Origin of the sequence: Archangium violaceum (genome assembly GCF_016887565.1) — a bacterium.
GTDB lineage: Bacteria > Myxococcota > Myxococcia > Myxococcales > Myxococcaceae > Archangium > Archangium violaceum_B.
This window is the reverse complement of the sequence record NZ_CP069396.1, coordinates 4333026-4353743: the sequence shown is the minus strand read 5'-3', so window position 1 is coordinate 4353743 and position 20718 is coordinate 4333026. Positions and strand designations below refer to the sequence as shown.

Genomic DNA, 20718 nt, shown 5'->3' with positions numbered 1-20718 from the left:
TTCCCGAAGCCGAGGGTTGGCGTCTTCGGGAAGCAACCACCCCCAGCCCTCAACGAAGGAGTACCCCCATGAGCATGTCGAACAAGGAGCACATCCTCCGCGCCTGGCGTGATGCCGAGTACTTCAACAGCCTGTCCGCCGAGGAGCGCGCCGCTCTGCCCTCCAACCCGGCCGCGCTGCTCGAGCTCGACGAGAGTGCCCTGCGCAACGTGAGCGGTGGCATCACGGGCGAGCCCACCTCGGCGTACTGCACGCCGTGTCCGCCGAAGTACTGCTACTGATTCCCAGTCCCTGATGGGACTCCCGGGGAACCGCCCTTCAAGGGCGGTTCCCCTTTTTATTTCGTCCTCCACCCCGCCCTACCTCCCATGCTCGTGGCCGTCCTGATTTCAGTCAGGTCTCCTCTTCGATTCTGGAAAATTGTGACTTGACGAAAATATCATTTTCTTGGAATCTAATTGGAGAGTTCAGCCTTCCACTGAACCCGAGGAACCGGAGGAAGTACCGATGCGCCTTCGTCGTATTGTTCCCCTCGTCCCCCTGATGCTCCTGGGCAGCGCCTGCGGTGTGGAGACCGTGGACTCCGACGCTCAGTCCCCCGTTGACACCCAGGACAGCAACCTCTCGGTGAAGGCCGAAGGCCGTGGTCTGCAGCAGCTCAAGGCCCAGCGCCCGGACTTCCTCGTTGGCGCCGGAGAGCTGTCCACCAGGCGCATGCTGAAGGACCAGCGCGGCCAGTCGCACGAGCGCGTGACGCAGACGTTCAAGGGCGTGCCCGTCTTCGGAGCCCAGGCCATCCTCCACCTCGGCTCGGACGGCTCCGTCGAGTCCATCACCGACCGCCTCGCGCGCAACCTGCGCGTGAGCACCACCCCCAAGCTCCGCGCGGAGGAGGCCACACGGATCGCCCTCGGCCGCGCGAGCGGCGCGGTGGGCCTGGTGGGCACGCCGAAGTCGGACCTGGTCATCCTCCCCGAGGACGGCAGCGCCCGGCTGACCTACCACGTGCAGCTGGAGACCCTCACCGCCGACGGCCAGCCCTCGCGTCCCAACCTCTTCATCGACGCGGAGACGGGCGAGGTCGTCCGGGAGTTCGACAACCTCCAGACGGGCCGCAACCGCAAGACGTACACCGCCGCCACCCGCACCACGCTCCCCGGCACGCTGCTGCGCTCCGAGGGCCAGGCCCCGGTCTCCGACGCCGTGGCGAACGCGGCCCACGACAACGCGGGCTTCACGTACGACTTCTACTTCAGCAACTTCGGCCGTGACAGCTACGACGGCGCCGGCGGCACCCTCAGCTCGTCCGTCCACTACAGCCGCAACTACGTGAACGCGTACTGGGACGGCACGCAGATGGTGTACGGCGACGGCGATGGCGTCCAGTCCTCCCCGCTGACGGTGCTCGACGTCGTGGCGCACGAGCTGACCCACGCCGTGACCGACACCTCCTCGGAGCTCATCTACGCGAACGAGTCGGGCGCCCTCAACGAGGCCATGTCCGACATCTTCGGCGCCTCCATCGAGGCGTACCGGGATGGGGCCGTCAGCGGCAACACCTGGAAGGTGGGCGAGGAGTGCTGGACCCCGGCCACCGCGGGCGACGCCCTGCGCTACATGAACGACCCGGCCCTGGCGGGTGACTACGACTACTACCCGACGCGCTACACGGGCACCTCGGACAACGGCGGCGTGCACTGGAACTCGGGCATCGCCAACCTGGCCTTCAAGCTGATGGTCACCGGCGGCACCCACCCGCGCGGCAAGACAACCAACGTGGTGCCGGCGCTGGACGCCAACCCCTACACCAGCATCCAGAAGGGCGCGGCCATCTTCTACCGCGCCAACACGGTGTACCTCACGCCGGGCAGCACCTTCTCCGAGGCGCGCGGTGCCACCGCGCAGGCCGCCACCGACCTCTACGGCTCGGCCGCCGCCGCCGCGGTGAACGAGGCCTGGACCGCCGTGGGCGTGGGCGCGCCCCCGACCTGGACGGTGCTCTCCACCGTGAACAACCTGTCGGGCGCCAAGAGCAGCAACACGAACTACACCTTCGTCACGCCGAGCGGCGCGACCGCGATGAAGTTCGAGCTCTCCGGCGGCACGGGTGACGCCGACCTGTACGTGAAGTTCGGAAGCGCCCCCACCACCACCAGCTACGACTGCCGCTCCGCGGGCGCCACCACGGCGGAGACCTGCACCATCAACGGGGCGAAGCAGGGCACGTACTACGTCCTCATCAAGGGCTACACGGCCTACTCCGGCACCACCTTCAAGGTGAGCTCCGGCAACTAATCCCCCAGCAGCACGGAAGTCTCCGGCCGGCGCGGTCGCCACTCCTGGCGGCCGCGCCGGTTGGTTTTTCGCGGTCCGCTATCCTGGTCGACCGATATGTATCGGAATACGACTCCTGGCCTCCCGAGTGTGCGCTACCACCGGTTGCGCACATCCTCGGCCCAGCCGAGCAGGCCGTCGACGCGCACCTGCCGTCCCGTGTCGTCCGCCACCCAGCCGGTGTAGTGACCGAAACATTGGTGCGTCTCCGACGCCACGATGGCCAGCTGGGTTCGAGCCTCGCGCGTGAAGAATGGCGTGAAGTCCACCTCGACACGCTCCCCGCGGATGCGCCACGGCACGTGCCAGTCGCTCCGGTCGTACCGCCAGTCGAGCTCCTCGCTGATCTTGTGGATGCGACCGTCGACCACGAGCGCGTTCTCGGTCGACCCCGTGCCGACCGTCCACTTGCCGCCCAGTTGCAGGCCTATCACGTGCTCGCCGACCCTGCCGGAGGCGGCACCCCAATTCCAATGCATCGAGTACGGCCAGCGGCCACGTCCGTGGTCGAGCACCGCCCAGCACTCGCGGGCGGCGAGCGGGAACTCCTCGCCATCGACCCAGAGGGTGCCGGAGGCGGGCCTCGCGACATCCTTGACCGTGTATTGAAATAGCCGGCTCGTCCAGGGCACCACCACGCCCAGCGCCTCGTGACCGGCCGGGCGATCCACCAGCACGTCCAGGCGCACGCGCGGCGTGGCCGCTCGGATGCGGGTGCCGGAAACGTGGTCATCCACATCGATGCTGAGCGAGCGGGTGCGCGCCCGCACCGGGCCGCGATGGAGCGTGCCGGGCAGGGTGACGCTCATGCCGAGCGGCGCGATGGCGACGGCATCCACCTCGCGTCGAGTCGCGCGATCGAGCACCCACACCTGGTGCAGCGCGGCGTAGTCCAGGGCGGACACGGTGAGGCCGACGATGTGTGTCGGCGTGGTGATTGCCCAGTATTCCCAACGCTTGTTGCGCCCCCAGCCGTAGACACCACGGCCGAGCCGGTCGGTGTCGTGCCACGGGTGCCGGCTCCAGCCGACGGCAAGCGGGTTCAGCCGGCCGTTCGGGAGGCAGAGCTCGACCGGGGCGAGGATCTCACGTTCCATCGGTGTCCGCGCCGGCGCGGTCGCTGTCAACACGTCCTCCTCGTCGAGGGTCAGGCCATCCACAGCATAGGGTCGTGAGCCCGCGGGCGGAATGCCGCCGAGAGCGGGACTGTCCCGCCCCCGGCGGCAAGCGCGAAACGTGAGTGAGGCCCCGCGCTACCTGTGGCAGTCGCGGTGCTCCTTGGGAGCGGCCCACAGCTCCTCGCCGCTCACGCCGTCATCCGCCGCGAAGAAGATCTCATCGTCGGAGCGGATGAAGCCACGAGGCGAGGACGAAGCCGCGCCGGGCGCGATGTCCATCAGCAACTCCGGTGCATCCTCGCCGCGGTGGAGCTTCCAGGGCTCCCGGCCGTGCACGCCATCATCCGCCGCGAAGAACAGCTTGCTGTTGTGGACGGAGAGCAGGTCCGTCGGCGAGGAGCTGGCGGAGCCCGGATTGATGTCCGCGAACAGCCGCGTCCCGCCCTCGGTGCCGTCGCTCACCCAGAGCTCACGGCCGGCCACTCCGTCATCCGCGCTGAAATAGATGCGGTCGCCCAACACCGTGAGGAACCGCAGCACCGCCTCGCTTCCCGAGCCTGGGAAGATGTCCTTCACCATCCGGGTGCCAGCCACGGTGCCGTCGGTCACCCAGAGCTGCGAGTCCACCTGGAAGTACACCTTGCCCTTGAGGGCGACGAGTTGGAGGACACTCCTCGAGCGGAAGCTGGCGAGATCCATGAAGCTTCCCGGCCTTCCGGTGGTCACTGCCACGACCGGATCGCCCTCATCCTCGTAGAAGACGAACAGCCGGTGTCCCACGACGAGCATCTGCTGGACCGAGGACTCGTCGCCCAGGTCCGCCAGCTCGACGACGCGCCTCCAGTCCTCGAGCTTGATCAGCTTGACCGTCTCCTCGACGGCGTCGAACACCTCGAGGATGAGGTCCCCGTCCAGCTCGACGAAGTCACTGGGGCCGCTGGATCTGGGGCCGGGATTGAAGTCGAGCAGGAGCCGCGTCCCGCGAGTCGTCCCGTCGCTCACCCACAGCTCGCCGCCATGCTCCGGGTCGAACCCCTCGAAGACGAGCTTGCCCCGGTACTCGAACAGCGATCTCGGGGCGACGATGAATCCCCCCGACATGGGGAAGCTGGCCACTCGCACCGTGCCCCGCTCCGTCCCGTCGCTCTTCCACAGCTCGGGGCCCACGGCGAAGAAGAGCTTGCCATTCACCTCGGTGAGCTCGCGGATGGCCGAGCCCGCCGGGCCCGGTGTGATGTCCTTGACGAGCCGCGTCCCTCCGCGAGTGCCATCGCTCTTCCACAGCTCCACACCGTGCTCACCATCATCTGCCGTGAAGAAGAGCTTCCCGTTCACGTCCGTGACGTTCGCGATGCTCGAGGGCTCCGGGCCCTCGTTGATGTCCTCGACGAGCCGCGCGCGCGGGCAGGAGGAGCGCATCGAGGCTTCCTCCGTCGCGAGCGCTCCCTCGGCTTGCCCGCCCGGGGCGCTGACCTCCGTATCGGATGTAAGTGGTTGTGATTCGGGTAGTGGTCCTCCGCAGCGAGTGAGGCCCAACACCCACACGAGTGCCATGAGTCTTCGAGACCAGACCGACATGATTTCCCCCTCCTGAGACGCCGGGGCGAACGGCCCCACGGCGCGACTCAAGCTGGGCAATGACACGTCGGCGCGGCATCCTCGTCCGGGGAGCGACCGGCGCGGCGCGGGGCTCACAGTCCGTGGCCTCGAAGTCGGGGGAGGCGACATGAACGCCCGCATGAGGGACGGCGGGGTTGGGCGAGCAACACCCCCAGGGACGAGAGGGCCACGGCAATCCGCTCCTGGCGGTAGGAGCCGACGCGGACGCTCGCCGGCTATCGGAGGACGGAGCGGCCCGCCTTCAGCTCGCGATGAAGGGCCTCGCTGTGGACGAGCTGCCCATCCTCGGTGAGGAAGTGGGACTGAAGCACCGCGTCGAAGCCTCCGACGATGGCTTCCGGCTTCACCTCGCGCCACGTCTCGTCATCGGTCAGGAGGGTGTCCACGGAGAGCGTGCCGAACTCCACCTGGTGGCCCTCCTCGATGAAGAGCTTCGCGCTCAGCCGCCCGCCCACGCCCAGCGTGTCCATGTCGAGCTTGGGCGCTCGTCGTAGCTAACGCGGATTGTCGGCGAGGACGAAGGGGCGGAGGCGATGCCCGTCCGGGTCCTCGACCACGAAGGTGAAGCCGAAATCCATGTCGGTGGGCTCCTGCACCACCTTGAGGCCGAGCCTGGTCCACTCGGCATAGGTCGCGCGGACGGCGTCCTTGCTCTTTTCGCTGAACGAAATCTCGATGCCGCCAGCGGGCTTCGGTGTCGGCTCCACCTCGTCGGCAAGCCAGAGGCCGATCTTCAGGCCGGTCGGCAGCACATAGAGAACGAAGGTCTTGGCCTTTTCGACCGGCTCGTGGCCGAGGAGCTTCGAATAGAGCTCCGCGCTCTCGAGCGGATCACGGACGGCCAGCAGCAGGTAGTTGAGAGTACGCATTTGCATCTCCATCGGGTGGATGGGGATGGTTTGCGCCTGGCGACTGTCAGTTTCCGGCAGTAGCGGGAATGTTCTGCCTGGCCCGCCATTCCTTGACCAGCACGGCACGGCGGCGCGGATAGCGCTCGTCCTTCGGCTCGACCGACTGGATGCGGTCGACGCGGAAGGCGCGGTAATCCTGCCTGAGCTCGCACCAGGCGGCGAGCACCAGCACCTTGTCGAAGAAGCCGATCAGCAGTGGCCAGATGGTGCGGGTCGTGCCGGCACCGTCATTGCCGCGATAGGTGATGAGGAGCTTCTGCTCCTTGCGGAGCGCGACGCGGATCACCGAGGCATCGATGGCGACCGGCTCGCCGCGGAACATCGGCACGGTGAGGGTGGCGGCATCGACGCTCTCGCGGAGGTCGTCGGGCAGCACGGCGCGGATTTTCGCCATGGCGTTGCCCGCCGCGGCCCCGAGCCGCGCATCGCCCCGCACCGCGACCCAGCGCGAACCGAGCACCAATGCCTCGATCTCGTCGGCCGAAAACATCAGTGGCGGCAGGGTGAAACCGGGGCGCAGCACATAACCGAGGCCCGGTTCACCCTGGATATCGGCGCCCTGCGCCTGCAGCGTCGCGATGTCGCGATAGAGGGTGCGAATGGAAATGCCGAGCTTCTCGGCCAGCGCCGGGCCAGTGATCGGCGCGCGGTGGCGCCGCAGCAACTGGATGAGCTCGAGCAGGCGGGAGGCACGGGACATGGGGGGAGAAGGGAAGGTAGCGCAAACCGGAAAGGGCGGAGTCTGGCCCCGCTCTAGAAGCTCCGCGCCGACACCGTGAAGACAGAGCAGCCCGCTCTCAACCTCCAAGAAAAATCTCTCATGAATCGAGAATGGATGATGGATGCCGAAGCCGCTGAAGCCTGTCGAGCCAACACCCCCAAACTTGTGAAGGTCAGACAGCGCCATTATCTTACCGGGCTTTCCAGCTCATCAGGTTTCGAGGCACGTGGTGGACAGGGTCAATGCGTTGTCACCAGCGCCCGGAGAAGAAGGCCGCTTCGGGAAGTACCGCATCATCCAGCAGCTCGCTTCGGGGGGCATGGCGCACATCTTCCTGGCCTCCATCGATGGACCGGACGGCTTCTCCAAGTCGTGCGTCATCAAGCGAATCCTCCCCGAGTACGCGAGCCTGGAAGCCTTCAGCCGGATGTTCGCCGACGAGGCGAAGGTCGCGGCGCTCCTGACCCATCCGAACATCGTGCAGATCTTCGACTTCGGGAAGATCGACGGGCAGTACTACCTCGCCATGGAGTGGATCCAGGGCGCGTCGCTGGATCGGGTGCTGCGCCATGCGTGGAACGCCTCGTTCACGCTCGGCGTGCGCGTGGCCGTGGACGTGGGCATCGCCATCTCGAGCGCGCTCGCCTACGCCCACTCGAAGACCCTGCCGGATGGGACGCCGCTGCGCCTGGTACACCGCGACATCACGCCGGGCAACGTGCTGGTGTCACGCGACGGCATCATCAAGCTGGCGGACTTCGGCATCGTCAAGAGCACCGTCAACCTCGAGCGCACCGTCGCCGGAGTGGTGAAGGGCAAGTACGCGTACATGTCCCCGGAGCAGATCTCCAACCGGGAGCTGGATCACCGCTCGGATCTGTTCTCGCTCGGCATCGTCCTGTACGAGGCCGCGACCGGGAGCCGTCTGTTCAAGCGCGACACCATCGAGGCGACCATCCTCGCCACCTCGCACGCGGAGGTGCCTCCCCCCTCCCAGGTGACCCCGGGCTTCCCTCCCGCCCTGGAGCGGATCCTCCTGCGATTGCTCGCGAAGGAGCCCCAGGCCCGGTACCAGAGCGCACACGAGGTCCACGAGGACCTGGAGAAGTTCCGCGCGTCGCAGCAGTGGACCTCGGGAGGACGCGAGCTCGCCGCGTTGATGGCGACGCTGTTCCCGCCCGACAAGGCGGGCCGCCACTCGACCGCCGTCCCCATCATCGGCTCGTTGCCCGGAAGCAATGGGTTGAGCTCGGGGGCGGGCACGGGCCGGACGTCGGGCGGAAGCCCGGGTTCCAGGCCGCCGGCCCCACGAGACCTGGAGGACGAGGGAACCTCCCCGGCCACGAGCATCGAGGGGGCCACGGCGGCGGAACAGGCAGGAGCGGAAGGATTTCCGTGGGGGATCGCCATGGCCGCGGGTGTCGCGACCATCGGCTCGGCGCTGTTCTGGTACTTCGTCGCCTGAGTGGCGGCGGCAGTGGCCTCCGGCGAAGCGAAGCGCCACGACGGTGCTTCCCCGCGGAGAGGGAATGAGACGTTGATGAAACAGAAAACCTGGGTCGCCGTCATCCTGCTGGCAACCGTCGCGCTCAATGGCGTGGCGTACGTGACGCTGCGCGGCCGGCGCACTCCGGGCCCCGTGGAAACCCCTCCTCGCATCGCCGACTCCACCCAGACGGCTCCGGCGCCCGCCAATCCCGTGGTGACGCCTCCCCCGGCCGTGGACCCCACCGAGGAAGCCAACGCCGGTCTCGCGCGCGCACGGCGGGCCGCGGGCCTCGCCGCGCTGGAGGACCGCGACTACGACAAGGCCGTGGCCGAGTTCACCGAGGCGCTGAGCCTGCGCAAGGACAAGGGAGATCTCGTGGAGCTGATGCGCATCGCGCAGGATCTCCGGACCCGCGAGCAGGCCCGGGCGCGCGAAGAGCAGCCCAAGCCCCAGCAGGAGCCCACGCCTCCGGTCAGGTCGGCATCGAAGTCCAAGCCCGTCCGGGTGGCCTCGCGCACGCAGTCCAGGGAAGAGCCTCCGGCACCCGAGACTCCCCGCAACGGGCTGCTGCTGGTGACGTCGACGCCCCCGGGCCTGGTGGTGCTGGTGGATGGAAAGACGATGGACCTCACGCCCGCGCGCCTGCCGGTTCGCGCGGGCTCGCACCGGGTGGCGCTCGCGCAGGGAGAGCGACGGTTGTTCGAGGAGACGGTGGAGGTGGAGGAGGACTCGGTCCGGTCGATCAACCGGGATCTCTCGGCGGAGCTCGCCCCGCCGAGCGCTCCACCGTCGGCCCCCACCCGGCCGGCACCCGAGCCCACCCCCGTGCCCGCGGTCGCGACCGCTCCGGCCAAGGTGACCCCCGCGGCCACCACCGCCGCGCCGACACCCGAGCCACGCACCGAGCCGGCGGCGGCCGGGAGCAGCCCCGGGGTCGTGGGAAAGGGCGACCTGGACGTCACGTCTCCCTCGCTCTACGGCGAGGTGTGGATCAACAACCGGCCCTATGGATTCCCACCCGTCACCGCCCGGGAGCTTCCCGCCGGCCCGGCCCGCGTGGAGATCCGCGTCAACGGCCAGGTGAAGCGGCGGATGACCGTCGAGGTCGAGCCGGGCCGCCGCAGCCTCGTCCGCGTTCGCTGAGACCCGAACACCTTCGCATCGCCATCCGCGTCTGGCGTCCTCCGGGACGCCAGCGCCACCCCATGGGGAGAAGTCCGTATGTACAGCGGCAGCATCAAGTCGCACGGTGGTCGTTCTGGTTTGTTGCTCCTCCTCCTGTGCGCTGGCCCCAGTCTCGGACAGACGGCCCCGCCGCCCGCCGCGGAGCAGCAGGCGCCGCCAGCCCATGAGGCCGCGGGCACGGTCGAATCCATCGGAGACGACCCGGAGGTCCACAGCCAGGTCGCCTCGTTCGCCATCACCCGACTCCACGACTCACCCGCGGTCGTCACCGCCGTGACGGCCGAGGAGATCCGCAACGTCGGCGCGCGCGACCTGATGGATGTGCTGATGCTGGTGCCGGGCTTCTTCTTCGGCGCGGACGTGCAGGGCGCCATCGGGCCCGGCTTCCGCGGACTGTGGGGCCACGAGGGCAAGGTGCTCCTGCTCATCGACGGCAAGGAGCAGAACGATCTGCTCTACTCGACGATCCAGCTCGGCCACGAGTTCCCCATTGAGTTCATCGAGCGCATCGAGGTGGTGCGCGGGCCCGGCTCGGTCATCTACGGCGGCAACGCCGAGCTCGCCGTCATCAACGTCATCACGCGGGGCATCCAGGGCAGCACGGACCTGATGATCACGGGTACCTACGGAGAGTACGCGACCGTCAACGGACGGCGGAGCCTGAGCCTCTCCGGGCGCAAGGTGTTCGAGAGCGCGCCGGGACTGAGCGTCTTCGCCTCGGCCTCGGTGGGACAGGGGCAGCGGAGCGATGGCGTCTTCCAGGACTTCTTCGGCAACTCGGTGTCCATGGGAGGCAAGTCGGAGATCAACCCCCTGACGGCACAGGCGGGCGTGGGCTACCGGGACCTGCAACTGAGCATGCTGTATCAGCGCTACGCCACCACGGCCGTCGTCGCCTTCGACGAGGTGCTGCCAGCTCCGGCCGCCACGGACTTCGAGTCGTTCCACGCCGAGCTCAGCGACCGGTTCCGGCCGAGCGAGCGGGTGGAGATCATCCCCCGCATCAACCTCACCGTGCAGGAGCCATACCGCGACACCAACCGCGAATCGCCCTTCTATTACGAGAAGCAGGCGCGGCGCCTGCGGGGACGGGTGGTCGCGCGCTGGGCGGCCTGGGAGTACCTCCAGCTCACCGGAGGCGCGGACCTGGCCTTCGACCACGGACTGCTGAAGGGCCCCGAGGGCCTGGGTCTGCAGACCGCCTTCGGCGAAGCCGGCGACCAGGTCTCCTACACGAACATGGCGGGCTTCATCGAGGCGTACTCCGAGAACCCCATCGCGACCCTGGTGGCCGGCGCGCGCTACGATCGGCACAGCGCGTTCGGGGACTCCTTCGTGCCACGCCTGGTGCTGCTGCGGTCGTTCGGACCGTTCAGCGGCAAGGCGCTCTTCAGCCGCGCGTTCCGCGCGCCCGGGGTGGAGAACATCAGCCTGGGAGACAACGTCCGGCCCGAGCGCACCACGGTCTTCGAGCTGGAGGGGACGCTGCGGCTCGGCGAGGGACACGCGGTGAGCGTGAACGCCTTCGACGTGGGCATACAGGACCCCATCATCTACTCGTATGACGCGGAGTCGAACTCGGAGGCGTACCGGAACCTGGGGCGCCTGGGCAGCCGCGGCATCGAGCTGGACTACCGCATCCGCGGGAGCTGGGGCCGCGCGGCGCTCAGCTACTCGTTCTACACGCCGTCCGGCCGCAATGACGTGGAGGACTACCTGGTGCCCGGACACACGAATGCCTTCACGGGCCTGCCGACGCACAAGGCCGCGCTCACGGGCACCGTGAAAGTGTTGCCGTGGCTCTCGGTCAGCCCCACGGCCGTCCTGGTGGGCGAGCGCTACGCCGTCGACGCGCCGGACGACACGGGCGATTCCGCGGTGCAGAAGATGCCGACGCAGCTCCTCCTCAACCTCTTCGTGCGCGCCGAGAACGTGGGCACGCGCGGGCTGGATATCGGAGCGGGCATCTACAACCTGCTGGGAACCGACTTCCGGGTCGCGCAGCCGTACAACGGCGGCCACGCTCCGATGCCTGTGTTCACCCGCGAGTTCCTCGTGAAGCTCAGCTACCTCCTCGACGTCGGGGCGGAGGAGTAGCCGGGAGCGCTTCTCTACTCGCGCCTCGCTCTCCGTCGCCTCCACCTCCACCACGACCTGGCGCTTCTGCCCCGGCGGAATGGGCTCCAATGGCCAGACATTGAGAGCCTTCAATTCCTTGCGCCTGGGACCTACCAGCGTCGCGCCGGCGGGCGTCCAGGGCGTCTTTCGACTGTCACCGGCACACGCCGGGAACCTACGCGGAGACGGTGCGCGACACCTGCTGCGGCACGCCGGGCAGCATCGGCGCCGGGTTGAGCGCGAGGATGAGCAGGCTTCGCACCGCCTCGGTCAGATCCTCCCCCACGCTCGCCGCTCCCGCCGGCGCCCCCTGGAGCTCCGCGGGCACTGGGTGGCCCACCACCACCACCGGCATCCGGATGTCCCACGCCAGGAAGTACGCCAGCTTCACCGCCGCTTCCGACGTGTCGAACAGCAGCGCCCCTACCCCTCCCGCGCTGAAGGGCCTCCACAACGGCCTCGCCGCCTCCGCCGGAGGCAGCACGCAGAAGTCCAGGTGTAGCAGCTCGTTCAGGTCCAACCGCCCCAGCGTGCCGAAGCCGCTCTTCACCGCCGTGGGCTCAGCCGCCACCGCCGCGATGTCCGGCAGCTGCGACAACAGCCGGCGCGCCACCGAAGGGCCACTCCCGCAGACGAAGACCTTCGCGGTCGCCTCCTTCGTGGGACCCTTGCCCCGCAGGATGCGTCCGCGCAGCGCGTGCAGCTCGGCGGGGCCCATCAGCGGCCCCCCCTCGTCCCGCTCGCCCTCGGCCATGCGGGCCACGCCCTTCTGCAGCAGCGTGTGCAGCACGCCCACCACTTCCAGGTCCGTGGCCGGCGCCAGGTCCAACACCTCGCCCAGCGCCCTCGGCTGGCGCAGCAACTCCACCACCTGCGCCGTCACCGGGTGCTGATCCTTCGTCAGGTCCGCCTCCGGCGCGAGCACCAGCCGCGTGTTGCGCGGCGGCAATCCCGGCAGCAGCCGGTTCACCTCGTCCGCCTGCCGCATCGCCTCCAGCAGCGCGTCGTCCATCGCTCGCTGGATGCGCGCCTTCCCGCTGTTTCCTCCCGGCGCGAAGGTGAACGTCCCCTCCGACCACACCAGCAGCCGGAAGAGCGCCTTCTCTCCCTCGGCCCGGCCCACCCTCGCGTTCGCCGGGCGGCCCTCCACCACGACGATCTCCCCTCGCTCGTTGCCCCGCTCCAGCGTCAGCTTCCCGCTGCGCTTGTTCATCCCGAGGATCTGCATCAGATCCGGAATGCTCAGCTGGCTCAGCGAGCCTTCGATCTCCTGCGCCTCGCTCTTGAGATCCTTCGCCGCCTCGTTGCGGCGGAAGACGTGCTCGATGCGCGAGAGCACCTCGTCGATGTTGAAGGGCTTGCGAAGGAAGCCATCGCGCAGGCCTCGCATCCGGTCCGCCTCGAACTGGCCGGTGGACACCACCACGGGAATGTCATCCGTGCGCGGGTTGGTGCGCAGGATGTTGATGAAGGTGCGCGCGTCCAGCAGCCGGCACGCCTCGTCGAACAGGATGAGGTCCGGGTGCCGCAGCACCGACACCTCCAGCGCCCTCGAGCCATCCGGCGCGTAGTGCACCTGGTACCCCTTGGTGCGCAGCGCCCGGGACAACGGGCGGACCGACTCGAGGTCGGGATCGGCGATGAGGATCTTTCGAACCTGGGCCATGGTCGCTCCCTACCGGGTCAGTACGGCTGCAGGTCGTACTCGGACTGCAAGCGGGTGATGAGTCCGTCCACCACCGAGGTGTCCGACGAGTGGAACCCCCACGTGGCTCCGAGCCCCCGGCGCTGGATGAGCGCGTACGCCGCGTTCTCCGACAGCCAGAGGATGAACTCGTGCCGGCTCATGCGCTCGTCTCCCTCCAGGAAGACGGGCGTGAGCGCCGGGTGCGACTCCAGATCTCCCCGCCGTCCCAGCAGGTACACCCGCGAGGATATCTCCGCCGGAGCCGACTCCAACCCCAGCGCGATGGGCAGATCCGCGCGGATCTCCGGGCCTCCCACGTACAGCAGCCCGCGCGAGCTCGGGTCGCGCACCAGCTCGCGGGCGATCTCCGCCTGGAGCTCGTCGAAGAGCACGTCCGACACCTTGCCGCGCCGCGAGGGCTCCGCGCTCTCCTCCACCGGCAGCTTCGGGCTGGAGGCGTTGCCGAGCAACAGGTCCACCTCGTCCCAGAAGGGCAGCGTGTCCAGCATCAGCTTGCGCTGCAGCGAACAGCGGCGCTCCTCCATCCGGCGGCGGCAGCGGTGCACCAGCTCGTCGAAGTCCTCGCCGTCCTTGGGGAAGGTGCTCGCCCCGCCCACCAGCGCCAGCGGCAGGCGCGCCTCCACCTCCTGCGCCTCCGGCTCCGCGCGCACCGCGTCCAACGCCCGGCGCACGAACATCATCGCGCCGAAGAAGTCCGTCTCCGGCAGCAGCAGGTAGAATTCCTGGTCGCTCGCCTTGGCGATGACGTCCGAGTCCCGCACGATTCGCGAGAACGCCTTGATGATGCCGCGCACCGCCAGCTTCGCGTCCGCCATCCCCAGGCGCATCCGCACCAGCGGCAGGTTGTCCACGGAGAACGTCAGCAGCGAGAACGTCCGCCCGTAGCGCCGCGCCTTGTAGATCTCCTTGGAGGCGTAGTCCGTGAAGTAGCTGAGGTTGTAGGCGGCGGTGTCCCGGTCCCTCAGGCCCAGCCGCTGCAGCGCCTGCACCCGGCGACCGTTCTTGATGCCCACCGCCGCCGAGTCACCCAGGATCTTCGCGTAGCGCACGTGCTCGGTGCGGAAGTCCCCAGCGAGCGGGTCCGACAGCTGTGCCAAGCCCATGATCTCCCCGCTGATGACGAAGGGCACGTAGAGCACTGGCGAGCGCTCGTCTCGGGCGATCCACGGCAGGGCCTCGCGCAGGCGGTTGCCGAGCGGCCCATCCGGGCTCATGCGATCCGCGAGGAACTGTCTGTCCAGCAGGCCCCGGTAGGCGCGCAGGACGAGGTGCCCCCGGTCATCGGCGATCCACAGGGCGGCGCTCTGGGCATCACAGACGGAGGCGAGCTCGGCGGCCACCCGCTCCTGGAGCCACTCGAGGTCCGGCTGCGAGAGGAACTCCAGGCAGCGCTGGTGGAGGTTCTGGTAGCGGGCGAACTCCAGGTTCTCGTTCTGGAGCTGGGTGCGCTCGTGGCGCAGCTGGGCGCGCTCCATGGCCCGCTCGACGGCCAGTCGCAGGTCCGCCTCCTCCACGGGCTTGGTGAGGCAGTCGGCCACCCCCGCGCTCAGGGCCATGGCCGAGCCCTTCACGTCCGTGCGCTGGCTGACGAGGATGACCTCCTGCTCGGGGTCTCGCTCGCGCAGCTTCGTGGTGAGCACGAAGCCGTCCATCTCGGGCATCACCACGTCGGTGATGACCAGGTCGAAGGAGGTACGCCCGACCTCTTCCAGGGCCCGGGCGGCGCTCTCCACGGTGACGACGCGGTAGCCCCTCCGGGTGAGCATGTCGGAAGCGAGCTGCCGGAAGAAGTTGTCGTCATCGACGACGAGGATGGGGCCAGCCACGGCGGAGGACTCGACGGGTAGGAAAGGGAAAGCGGAGGTTACCGGCCCGGGAGATCCGGGACAACGCCCGTGAAGACGAAGGAGACAGGCCCCCGGAGGCGGATGTCCGACAGGTCCGAGGCCACCCGGATGTGCAGGTCCCCGCCCGGCAGGCTGACCCTCGACCAGGTATCCGCCGGGAGCTTCCGGGCGAGCACCGCCGCCGTGGCCGCCGCGCAGGCCCCCGTGCCGCAGGCCTGCGTGAGGCCGCAGCCCCGCTCCCACACCACGACCGTCAGGCCGTCCTCCTCCACGCGGACGAACTCGACGTTGGTCCGGTCCGGGAAGCCGGGGTGCCGCTCGAGCTCGGGGCCCAGACGGCCGGCATCCTCCAGGGGCTGGTCGAGCAGGACGAGGTGCGGATTGCCCATGCTGACGGCGTGGCCGCGCAGCCCCGAGTGGCCGGGCACGGGCGCGTCGAGGAACGGCTGGCCGGTGACTCCCGAGGGCAGGTTGGGTGCGACGAGCCGCGCGGGTCCCATGGAGAGCTCCACCATCGCCACGCCGTCCGCGCCGTAGCCGGGCGAGCACACGAGCACCCCGGCCCCGGTCTCCACGTCGATGCGATCGGGCTTCTCGCCGGAGTGGTCCACCAGGAACTTCACCGCGCAGCGCAGGCCGTTGCCGCACATCTCCGCGATGCTGCCGTCGGCGTTGTGCACCACCATCCGCGCGAACCCCGTCTCCGAGGGCAGCAGGGACAGCACACCATCCGCGCCGATGCCCAGGCGCCGGTCACACAACAGCCGCGAGGTCTCCGCGTCGATGTCCACCCCGGTCTTGCGGCGGTCCAACACGATGAAGTCGTTGCCGAGGCCGTGGTACTTGAAGAAGAACTCTGCCGTTGTGCTCATGGGACCGCTTCAGCCCTGCTCGTCGGGTTTCCGGGCGGGAGCCGCTTCGGGCGACGGGGGCGCTGAGGTGGGTGTGCCCGCCTTGGGGCGGCGAAGCAACTCATTCTTCACCGCGTTCAGCTCCGCGTTGGCTCGCGCGTAGATGTCCTGGACCGAGTTGGAACCCAGCTTGGCGGACATGCGCCGCAGGCCAGCCAGCTCGGATTCCTTGCCTTCCAGGAGTCGCGTCTGCTCCGCGATTTGCGCGTCGCGCTCGCCCAGGGTGGCCTGCAACGTCTCGATATCGCTCTGCAACCGTTCGACTTCCGCGGACAGCTCCAGCACGGCCTCCGAGTCCGACGGCGGCTGGCGCGCCTGGAGTTGCTGGATCTTCTCCTTCAGCGCGGTCTTGTCCGCCTCCAGCACCTGGATGCGCGCGTTGAGTGCCTCGGCAGCCTGCGCCTGCTTCGCCTTCTCGGAGCGCTCGGTGTCGAGGAACTTCACCGCCTCCGCGGAGGCCGCCTCCAGCGCCGTGATCCGGCCCTCCAGCCGGATGCGGGCCGCGCGCGCCACCGTGAGCTCCGAGCTGAGCCGCTCGCGCTCGGACACCAGCCCCGCCTTCTCCGCCTCCAGCTTCGCGAGCTGCTCCTGCACCGACTGCGCGGACGCCTCGCGCTCCCGCGTCTGCCGCTCGGCCTCGCTCACGCGGGCCTCCAGCTCGGCCAGCTTCTCCTTGGCGGCTTCCAGCTCGACCAGCTTCTCCCTGGCGGCTTCCAGCTCGACCAGCTTCTCCCTGGCGGCTTCCAGCTCGACCAGTTGCTCCTTCGCGGCCTCCAGGCTCGCGGTGGCTTCCGCCAGACGGGTCTCGAGCTCGTTCGCCGAGCGCTCCACCGCGGAGGCCCGATCCCGCTCCACCGCGGAGGCCGCGTGGGCCCGGAGCAGCTCCGAGCGCACGTCGTCGAGCTCGGTACGTGCGGCCTCGACCTTCTCGCGCTCCTTCCCCAGCTCGCCCTGGGCGCTCTCCAGCTCGCCCCGGGTGGTCTCCAACACGCTCCGGGCGCTCTCCAGCGCGCTCCGGGTGGTCTCCAGCTCGCCTCGGGTCGTCCCCAGCTCGCCTCGGGCGGTCTCCAGCGCCGCGCGCTCCTCCTGAAGGGCCGCCTCCATCGTCCCCAGCTCGCCTCGGGTGGTCTCCAGCGCCGCGCGCTCCTCCTGAAGGGCCGCCTCCAGCGAGGGCGCCTTGCCCGCGATGCGCCGCGCCGACTCGAGCTGCATGGTGAGCAGCTCCAGCTGCTCGTGATCCGCACCGAGCTGGGCCCGGACCTCGGACACCTCCTTCTGGAGGTGCGCGATGTGCTGGTCCCTGTCCCTCAGCCCCATGTGCGCCTGTTGGAGCGCCATCGAGGCCTGCTGCGCCTGGTAGCGGGCGGCATCCAGCTGCGCCACCTGGGCCCGCAGCGCCTGCAGCTCCTGCTCCTTCTTCGCGAGGTCGTCCCGGAGTCCCTCCAACTCCACCCGGACCTCCACGGCGTCGCGCTTGCGAGCATCGCGCTCCGCGGTGATGGACTCCTCGCGCGCCCGGGCCTCCACGAGCCGGGCCTCGGCCTCCGCCAGCTTCTCCTCGAGCTCGCGGGTCCGCGAGTCCAGGCCGGAGGCACGATGGGCCGAGGCCTCGTGCTCGGACCGCAGGCGCTCGATCTCCTCCTGGAGGGACTTGGACGTACCGCGCTCCCACTCCAGGCTCGCCCGGAACTCCTCGACGAGCCGCTTCTGCTCCGCCAGGGCGGTGCCCAGCTCCGTCCCCTCGCGCCGGGCCGTCTCCAGCTCCTCGATCCGGGCCCGCTCGCGCTCGTCCGCGCCGGCCCGGGCGGACTCCAGATCCGCGCGCGCATCGGCCAGGGCGCGCTCCAGCGCCTCGCGTCCGGCGCTCCCGGACTCCAGCTCGCGCCGGGTCTCCGCGAGCGCGCTCTCCGCCTCCTCGCGCCCCTGCTTCCAGGACTCCGCCTCGGCGCGTACCTGGGCCAGCACCGGCCGCAGCTCCGCGAGCGCGACCTCCCCCTCGGTACGGGCCTCGCGCTCCGATTCCAGCTCGGCGCGCACGCGGGACAGCAGGGCCTCCACCTCGGCCCGCTCCCGCCGCTCGGTGTCGCGCTCCGTCCGGGTGAGCCCCAGCGACTCCTCGGTCCGCGTCCGGCCCTCGCGCTCCGACTCCAGCTCGGCACGGACGGCCTCGAGCGATTCCTCGACCTCGGTCCGCCGCTGCCGCTCGGCCTCGAGCTCCGCGCGCACCCGCCCGGAGACTTCCTCCGACTGCCCGTGCTCCTCCCGCGTGGCGTCGAGTTCGGCGCGGACCTCGGCCAGCGAGGCTTCGAGCCCGGCCCGCTGCTGGCGCTCGGTCTCGAGCGAGGCCCGAACGCGAGTCAGGGCCTCTTCCACCCGGGCCCGCTGCTGGCGCTCCTCCCCGAGCTCCTCCTGGAACCGCGCGCCCTCCTCGTTCGACTGGATGCGCAGCTGCCGCTCCGAGTCGAGCCCGGCCTGGAGCCTCGCGCTCGCCTCCCGGGACTCCTCCAGCCGCCGCTGCTCCGCCTCGAGCTCGGCCTGGGCGCGCGTCAGGGCCTCTTCCACCAGGACCCGCTGCTGGCGCTCCTCCTCGAGCTCCGCCCGCGCCTGCTCGCGAGCCTCGTCGGCCTCCACTCTCGCCTGCTGCTCCACCGTAATGGAGCCCTGCGTGGCCTTCAGCGCCGCGTCCAGCCGGGAGATCGCCTCCACGTCCGAGACCCGCACCCGCTCCAGCTCCACGAGCGTCGCCTCGACCTCCACCACGCGCCGCCGCAGGGTGCCACGCTCATCGGCCCATGCCTGCCGTTGGGCCTGGAGCTCGGCGAGAGCGCGCGCGGCCTCCTCGCGGGCGCCCACCTCCACGCGCACCTGGTTCTCGAGTCCCTCGGCGCGGCGCTCCTGGGCCTCGCGGGCGGCCAGCTCGCGCGCGGCCTCGGCCTCGGCGCGCTCCGTCCTCGCCCGCTCCCTGGCGACCGCCTGGGCCAGCCGCTCCTCCGCGAGCCGGCGCTCCTCCTCGTTCGCCGCCGTCAGCTCCGCCACGGCGCGATCGCTGTCCTCCAGGCGCTCCTGGAGCTCGTGCAGGGTCTGCTCGAGCTGAGCCGCCACCCCACGGGCATTGGCCTCGGCGCGCGTGCGGGCCTCCACCTCGGCGGTGAGCTGCTCCATCGTGGCCCGCGCCGCCGTGAGCTCCGTGTCCAGCCCGCGCCACTCGGCCTCGCGCGCGGTGAGGGTCAGCTCCGCCTCCCTCCGGCCCGCCTCCGCGGACGACACGCGCCGGGCGCTGTCCTCCACCTCGCGCGTCATGCGCGCCAGGTCCATGTCCTGCGAGCGCAGCAGCGCCTCGGCCGTCTTGCGTGCCTCCTCGACGCGGGCCACGTCCTCCTTGAGGTGCTCCACCGCCGCGAGCGCCGTCGAGTACTGCTCGGCGATGCGCAGCTCGCGCTCACGGGCCGCCTCGGCCTGCCGCCGCAGCTCCTCGGTCTGCTCCCGGGCGCGCTCGGCCGACAGTCGATCCTTCTCGCGCTCCACCCGCAGGCTCGCCAGCTCGTCCTGCAGCTCGCGCTGGTGGGTGTACGCCTGGGTGAGACGCTCGCGCGACTCCTCCAGCGTGGTGTTCAGCTCCTCGCGCCGGGCGCGCTCCAGCCGCAGCGCCTCCTGGGCGCCCAGGACCTGGACATCGGCCTCCTTCCTGGAGCGCTCGGCGGACTCCAGCTCCAGCCGCTGCTGGGTGAGGCGCCGGTCCGCGTCCGCGAGGCGCTCTTGCGCCACCTGCAGCTCCAGCTCGGTGCGGCGCAGACGCGAGGACAGCTCGTCGCGCTCGCGGGCGGACTCGGGGGTGCCGCGCGCCTGCTCCAGCTGCGCGGTGAGCCGGGCCACGTCGTCGCGGGCGATCTCCAACGCCGGCTTGAGCTGGGTCAGCTCGTTCTCGCGGTCAGTGAGCTCCGCGCGCATCCGGCCGAGGGACTCCTTGAGCCGGTTGGCGCGCTCCTCCCACCCCTTGCCGCGCAGCGCCACCTCGTCCAGCTTCCCGCGGGTGAAGGCGAGCGGCTCGGGCGGCAGCTGCACCCAGGTGGGGTCCACGACGCGGGCGGGATCCTGACCGGCCATCACCACGAAGTAGGCGGCCTCGCCACCCCGGATGAGGGTGCCGTCCACCTGGAGGCCGTCCCCCTTCTCGAAGGCGAGCTGGTAGCCCAGCACCGGGGCCTGGGTGGCTACCTCCACGTGAGGGAAGTGCGGCGAGAGCGCGTCGAGCAGCTGCCCGTACGTGGGGGGCACGCCCTCCTCCACCTCCATGAGCTGCCAGAGGGCGAGGCCCGCGGTGTTGCGCAGGCCTCCGATGAGGAAGCCCTGACGGCTCACCAGCCGCGCCAGCTCCGCGAGCAGCGCGGGGGCGCGCACGTAGGGGGCGAGGTCCGCCACGAACACCAGGTCGAAGCTGCCGGGCTCGAGGTCGTCATAGACGTTGGCGCGGTAGCGCAGCGAGGGGCCGCCATGGGCCTTCTGGGCCGCCGATACCGCCGCGAGGTCCGCGTCGCAGGCCACCACGGTGCGGGCGCCGCGCTCCAGGAGGAAGCGCGCGCTCTCACCGCCGGTGGTCGCGACGGCGTCCACCTCCAACACGCGGCGGCGCGCGAAGAGACTCTCCGCGAAGATGTACCGGGGCAACAGCTCGCTGGTCCCCAGGCGGCGGAATGTGGGATGCATGAGGTCGGTCGTCCGAGTATAGCCCTGGGGACGGTTGTCCCAAGGAAAGCGT

Annotated in this window: 14 protein-coding genes; 5 read left to right on the top strand and 9 right to left on the bottom strand. The window is 69.9% G+C overall.

Annotated elements, in window-relative coordinates; translation table 11 throughout:
• Positions 1-74: 74 nt before the first annotated feature.
• Both JRI60_RS18040 and JRI60_RS18035 read left to right on the top strand, forming a co-directional pair.
• Positions 75-281, top strand: a complete 207-nt coding sequence (locus JRI60_RS18040; RefSeq protein WP_204228989.1) for a mersacidin/lichenicidin family type 2 lantibiotic — start codon at positions 75-77, stop codon at positions 279-281.
• Positions 282-507: 226 nt separating this feature from the next.
• Positions 508-2295, top strand: a complete 1788-nt coding sequence (locus JRI60_RS18035) for a M4 family metallopeptidase (protein ID WP_204227099.1) — start codon at positions 508-510, stop codon at positions 2293-2295.
• A 134-nt stretch (positions 2296-2429) separates the two neighbouring features.
• Here JRI60_RS18035 and JRI60_RS18030 read toward each other — a convergent pair whose 3' ends face one another.
• The 5 genes from JRI60_RS18030 to JRI60_RS18010 form a co-directional block, all read right to left on the bottom strand.
• Positions 2430-3494, bottom strand: coding sequence for a DUF2804 domain-containing protein (locus JRI60_RS18030; RefSeq protein ID WP_204227098.1), 1065 nt, complete (start codon positions 3492-3494; stop codon positions 2430-2432).
• 93 nt (positions 3495-3587) lie between these two features.
• On the bottom strand, positions 3588-4871 hold the full coding sequence (locus JRI60_RS18025; protein ID WP_204227097.1) for an ELWxxDGT repeat protein: 1284 nt from the start codon (positions 4869-4871) through the stop codon (positions 3588-3590).
• Between the two features lie 416 nt (positions 4872-5287).
• Positions 5288-5542, bottom strand: a complete 255-nt coding sequence (locus JRI60_RS18020; protein WP_204227096.1) for a hypothetical protein — start codon at positions 5540-5542, stop codon at positions 5288-5290.
• A gap of 24 nt (positions 5543-5566) precedes the next feature.
• Positions 5567-5941, bottom strand: a complete 375-nt coding sequence (locus JRI60_RS18015) for a VOC family protein (RefSeq protein ID WP_204227095.1) — start codon at positions 5939-5941, stop codon at positions 5567-5569.
• Between the two features lie 46 nt (positions 5942-5987).
• On the bottom strand, positions 5988-6683 hold the full coding sequence (locus JRI60_RS18010) for a helix-turn-helix transcriptional regulator (protein WP_204227094.1): 696 nt from the start codon (positions 6681-6683) through the stop codon (positions 5988-5990).
• A 250-nt stretch (positions 6684-6933) separates the two neighbouring features.
• On the opposite strand from JRI60_RS18010, the gene JRI60_RS18005 reads away from it, so the two are divergent.
• The 3 genes from JRI60_RS18005 (at position 6934) to JRI60_RS17995 (ending at position 11475) form a co-directional block, all read left to right on the top strand.
• Positions 6934-8169, top strand: a complete 1236-nt coding sequence (locus JRI60_RS18005; protein ID WP_204227093.1) for a serine/threonine-protein kinase — start codon at positions 6934-6936, stop codon at positions 8167-8169.
• A gap of 75 nt (positions 8170-8244) precedes the next feature.
• The gene (locus JRI60_RS54540; RefSeq protein WP_204227092.1) at positions 8245-9336 is read left to right on the top strand and encodes a PEGA domain-containing protein; all 1092 of its coding nucleotides are present in this window, start codon (positions 8245-8247) and stop codon (positions 9334-9336) included.
• Between the two features lie 78 nt (positions 9337-9414).
• Positions 9415-11475 (top strand): TonB-dependent receptor plug domain-containing protein, encoded by a 2061-nt coding sequence (locus tag JRI60_RS17995; RefSeq protein WP_204227091.1) that lies wholly within the window; start codon positions 9415-9417, stop codon positions 11473-11475.
• A 196-nt stretch (positions 11476-11671) separates the two neighbouring features.
• Here the strand turns inward: JRI60_RS17995 and JRI60_RS17990 are convergent, their stop codons facing one another.
• The 4 genes from JRI60_RS17990 to JRI60_RS17975 are packed head-to-tail and all read right to left on the bottom strand — an operon-like array spanning position 11672 to position 20666.
• A complete protein-coding gene (locus tag JRI60_RS17990) occupies positions 11672-13162 on the bottom strand; it encodes a DUF4388 domain-containing protein (protein WP_204227090.1) in 1491 nt (496 codons plus the stop codon).
• Positions 13163-13179: 17 nt separating this feature from the next.
• Entirely contained in the window at positions 13180-15030 is a 1851-nt protein-coding gene (locus tag JRI60_RS17985; protein WP_204227089.1) for a response regulator, read from the bottom strand.
• Positions 15031-15068: 38 nt separating this feature from the next.
• Positions 15069-15923 carry a diaminopimelate epimerase gene (gene dapF / locus JRI60_RS17980; protein ID WP_204227088.1) on the bottom strand — a complete coding sequence of 285 codons (855 nt, stop codon included), beginning with the start codon at positions 15921-15923 and terminating at the stop codon, positions 15069-15071.
• A 9-nt stretch (positions 15924-15932) separates the two neighbouring features.
• Positions 15933-20666 carry a methyltransferase domain-containing protein gene (locus tag JRI60_RS17975; protein ID WP_204227087.1) on the bottom strand — a complete coding sequence of 1578 codons (4734 nt, stop codon included), beginning with the start codon at positions 20664-20666 and terminating at the stop codon, positions 15933-15935.
• Positions 20667-20718 lie beyond the last annotated feature (52 nt).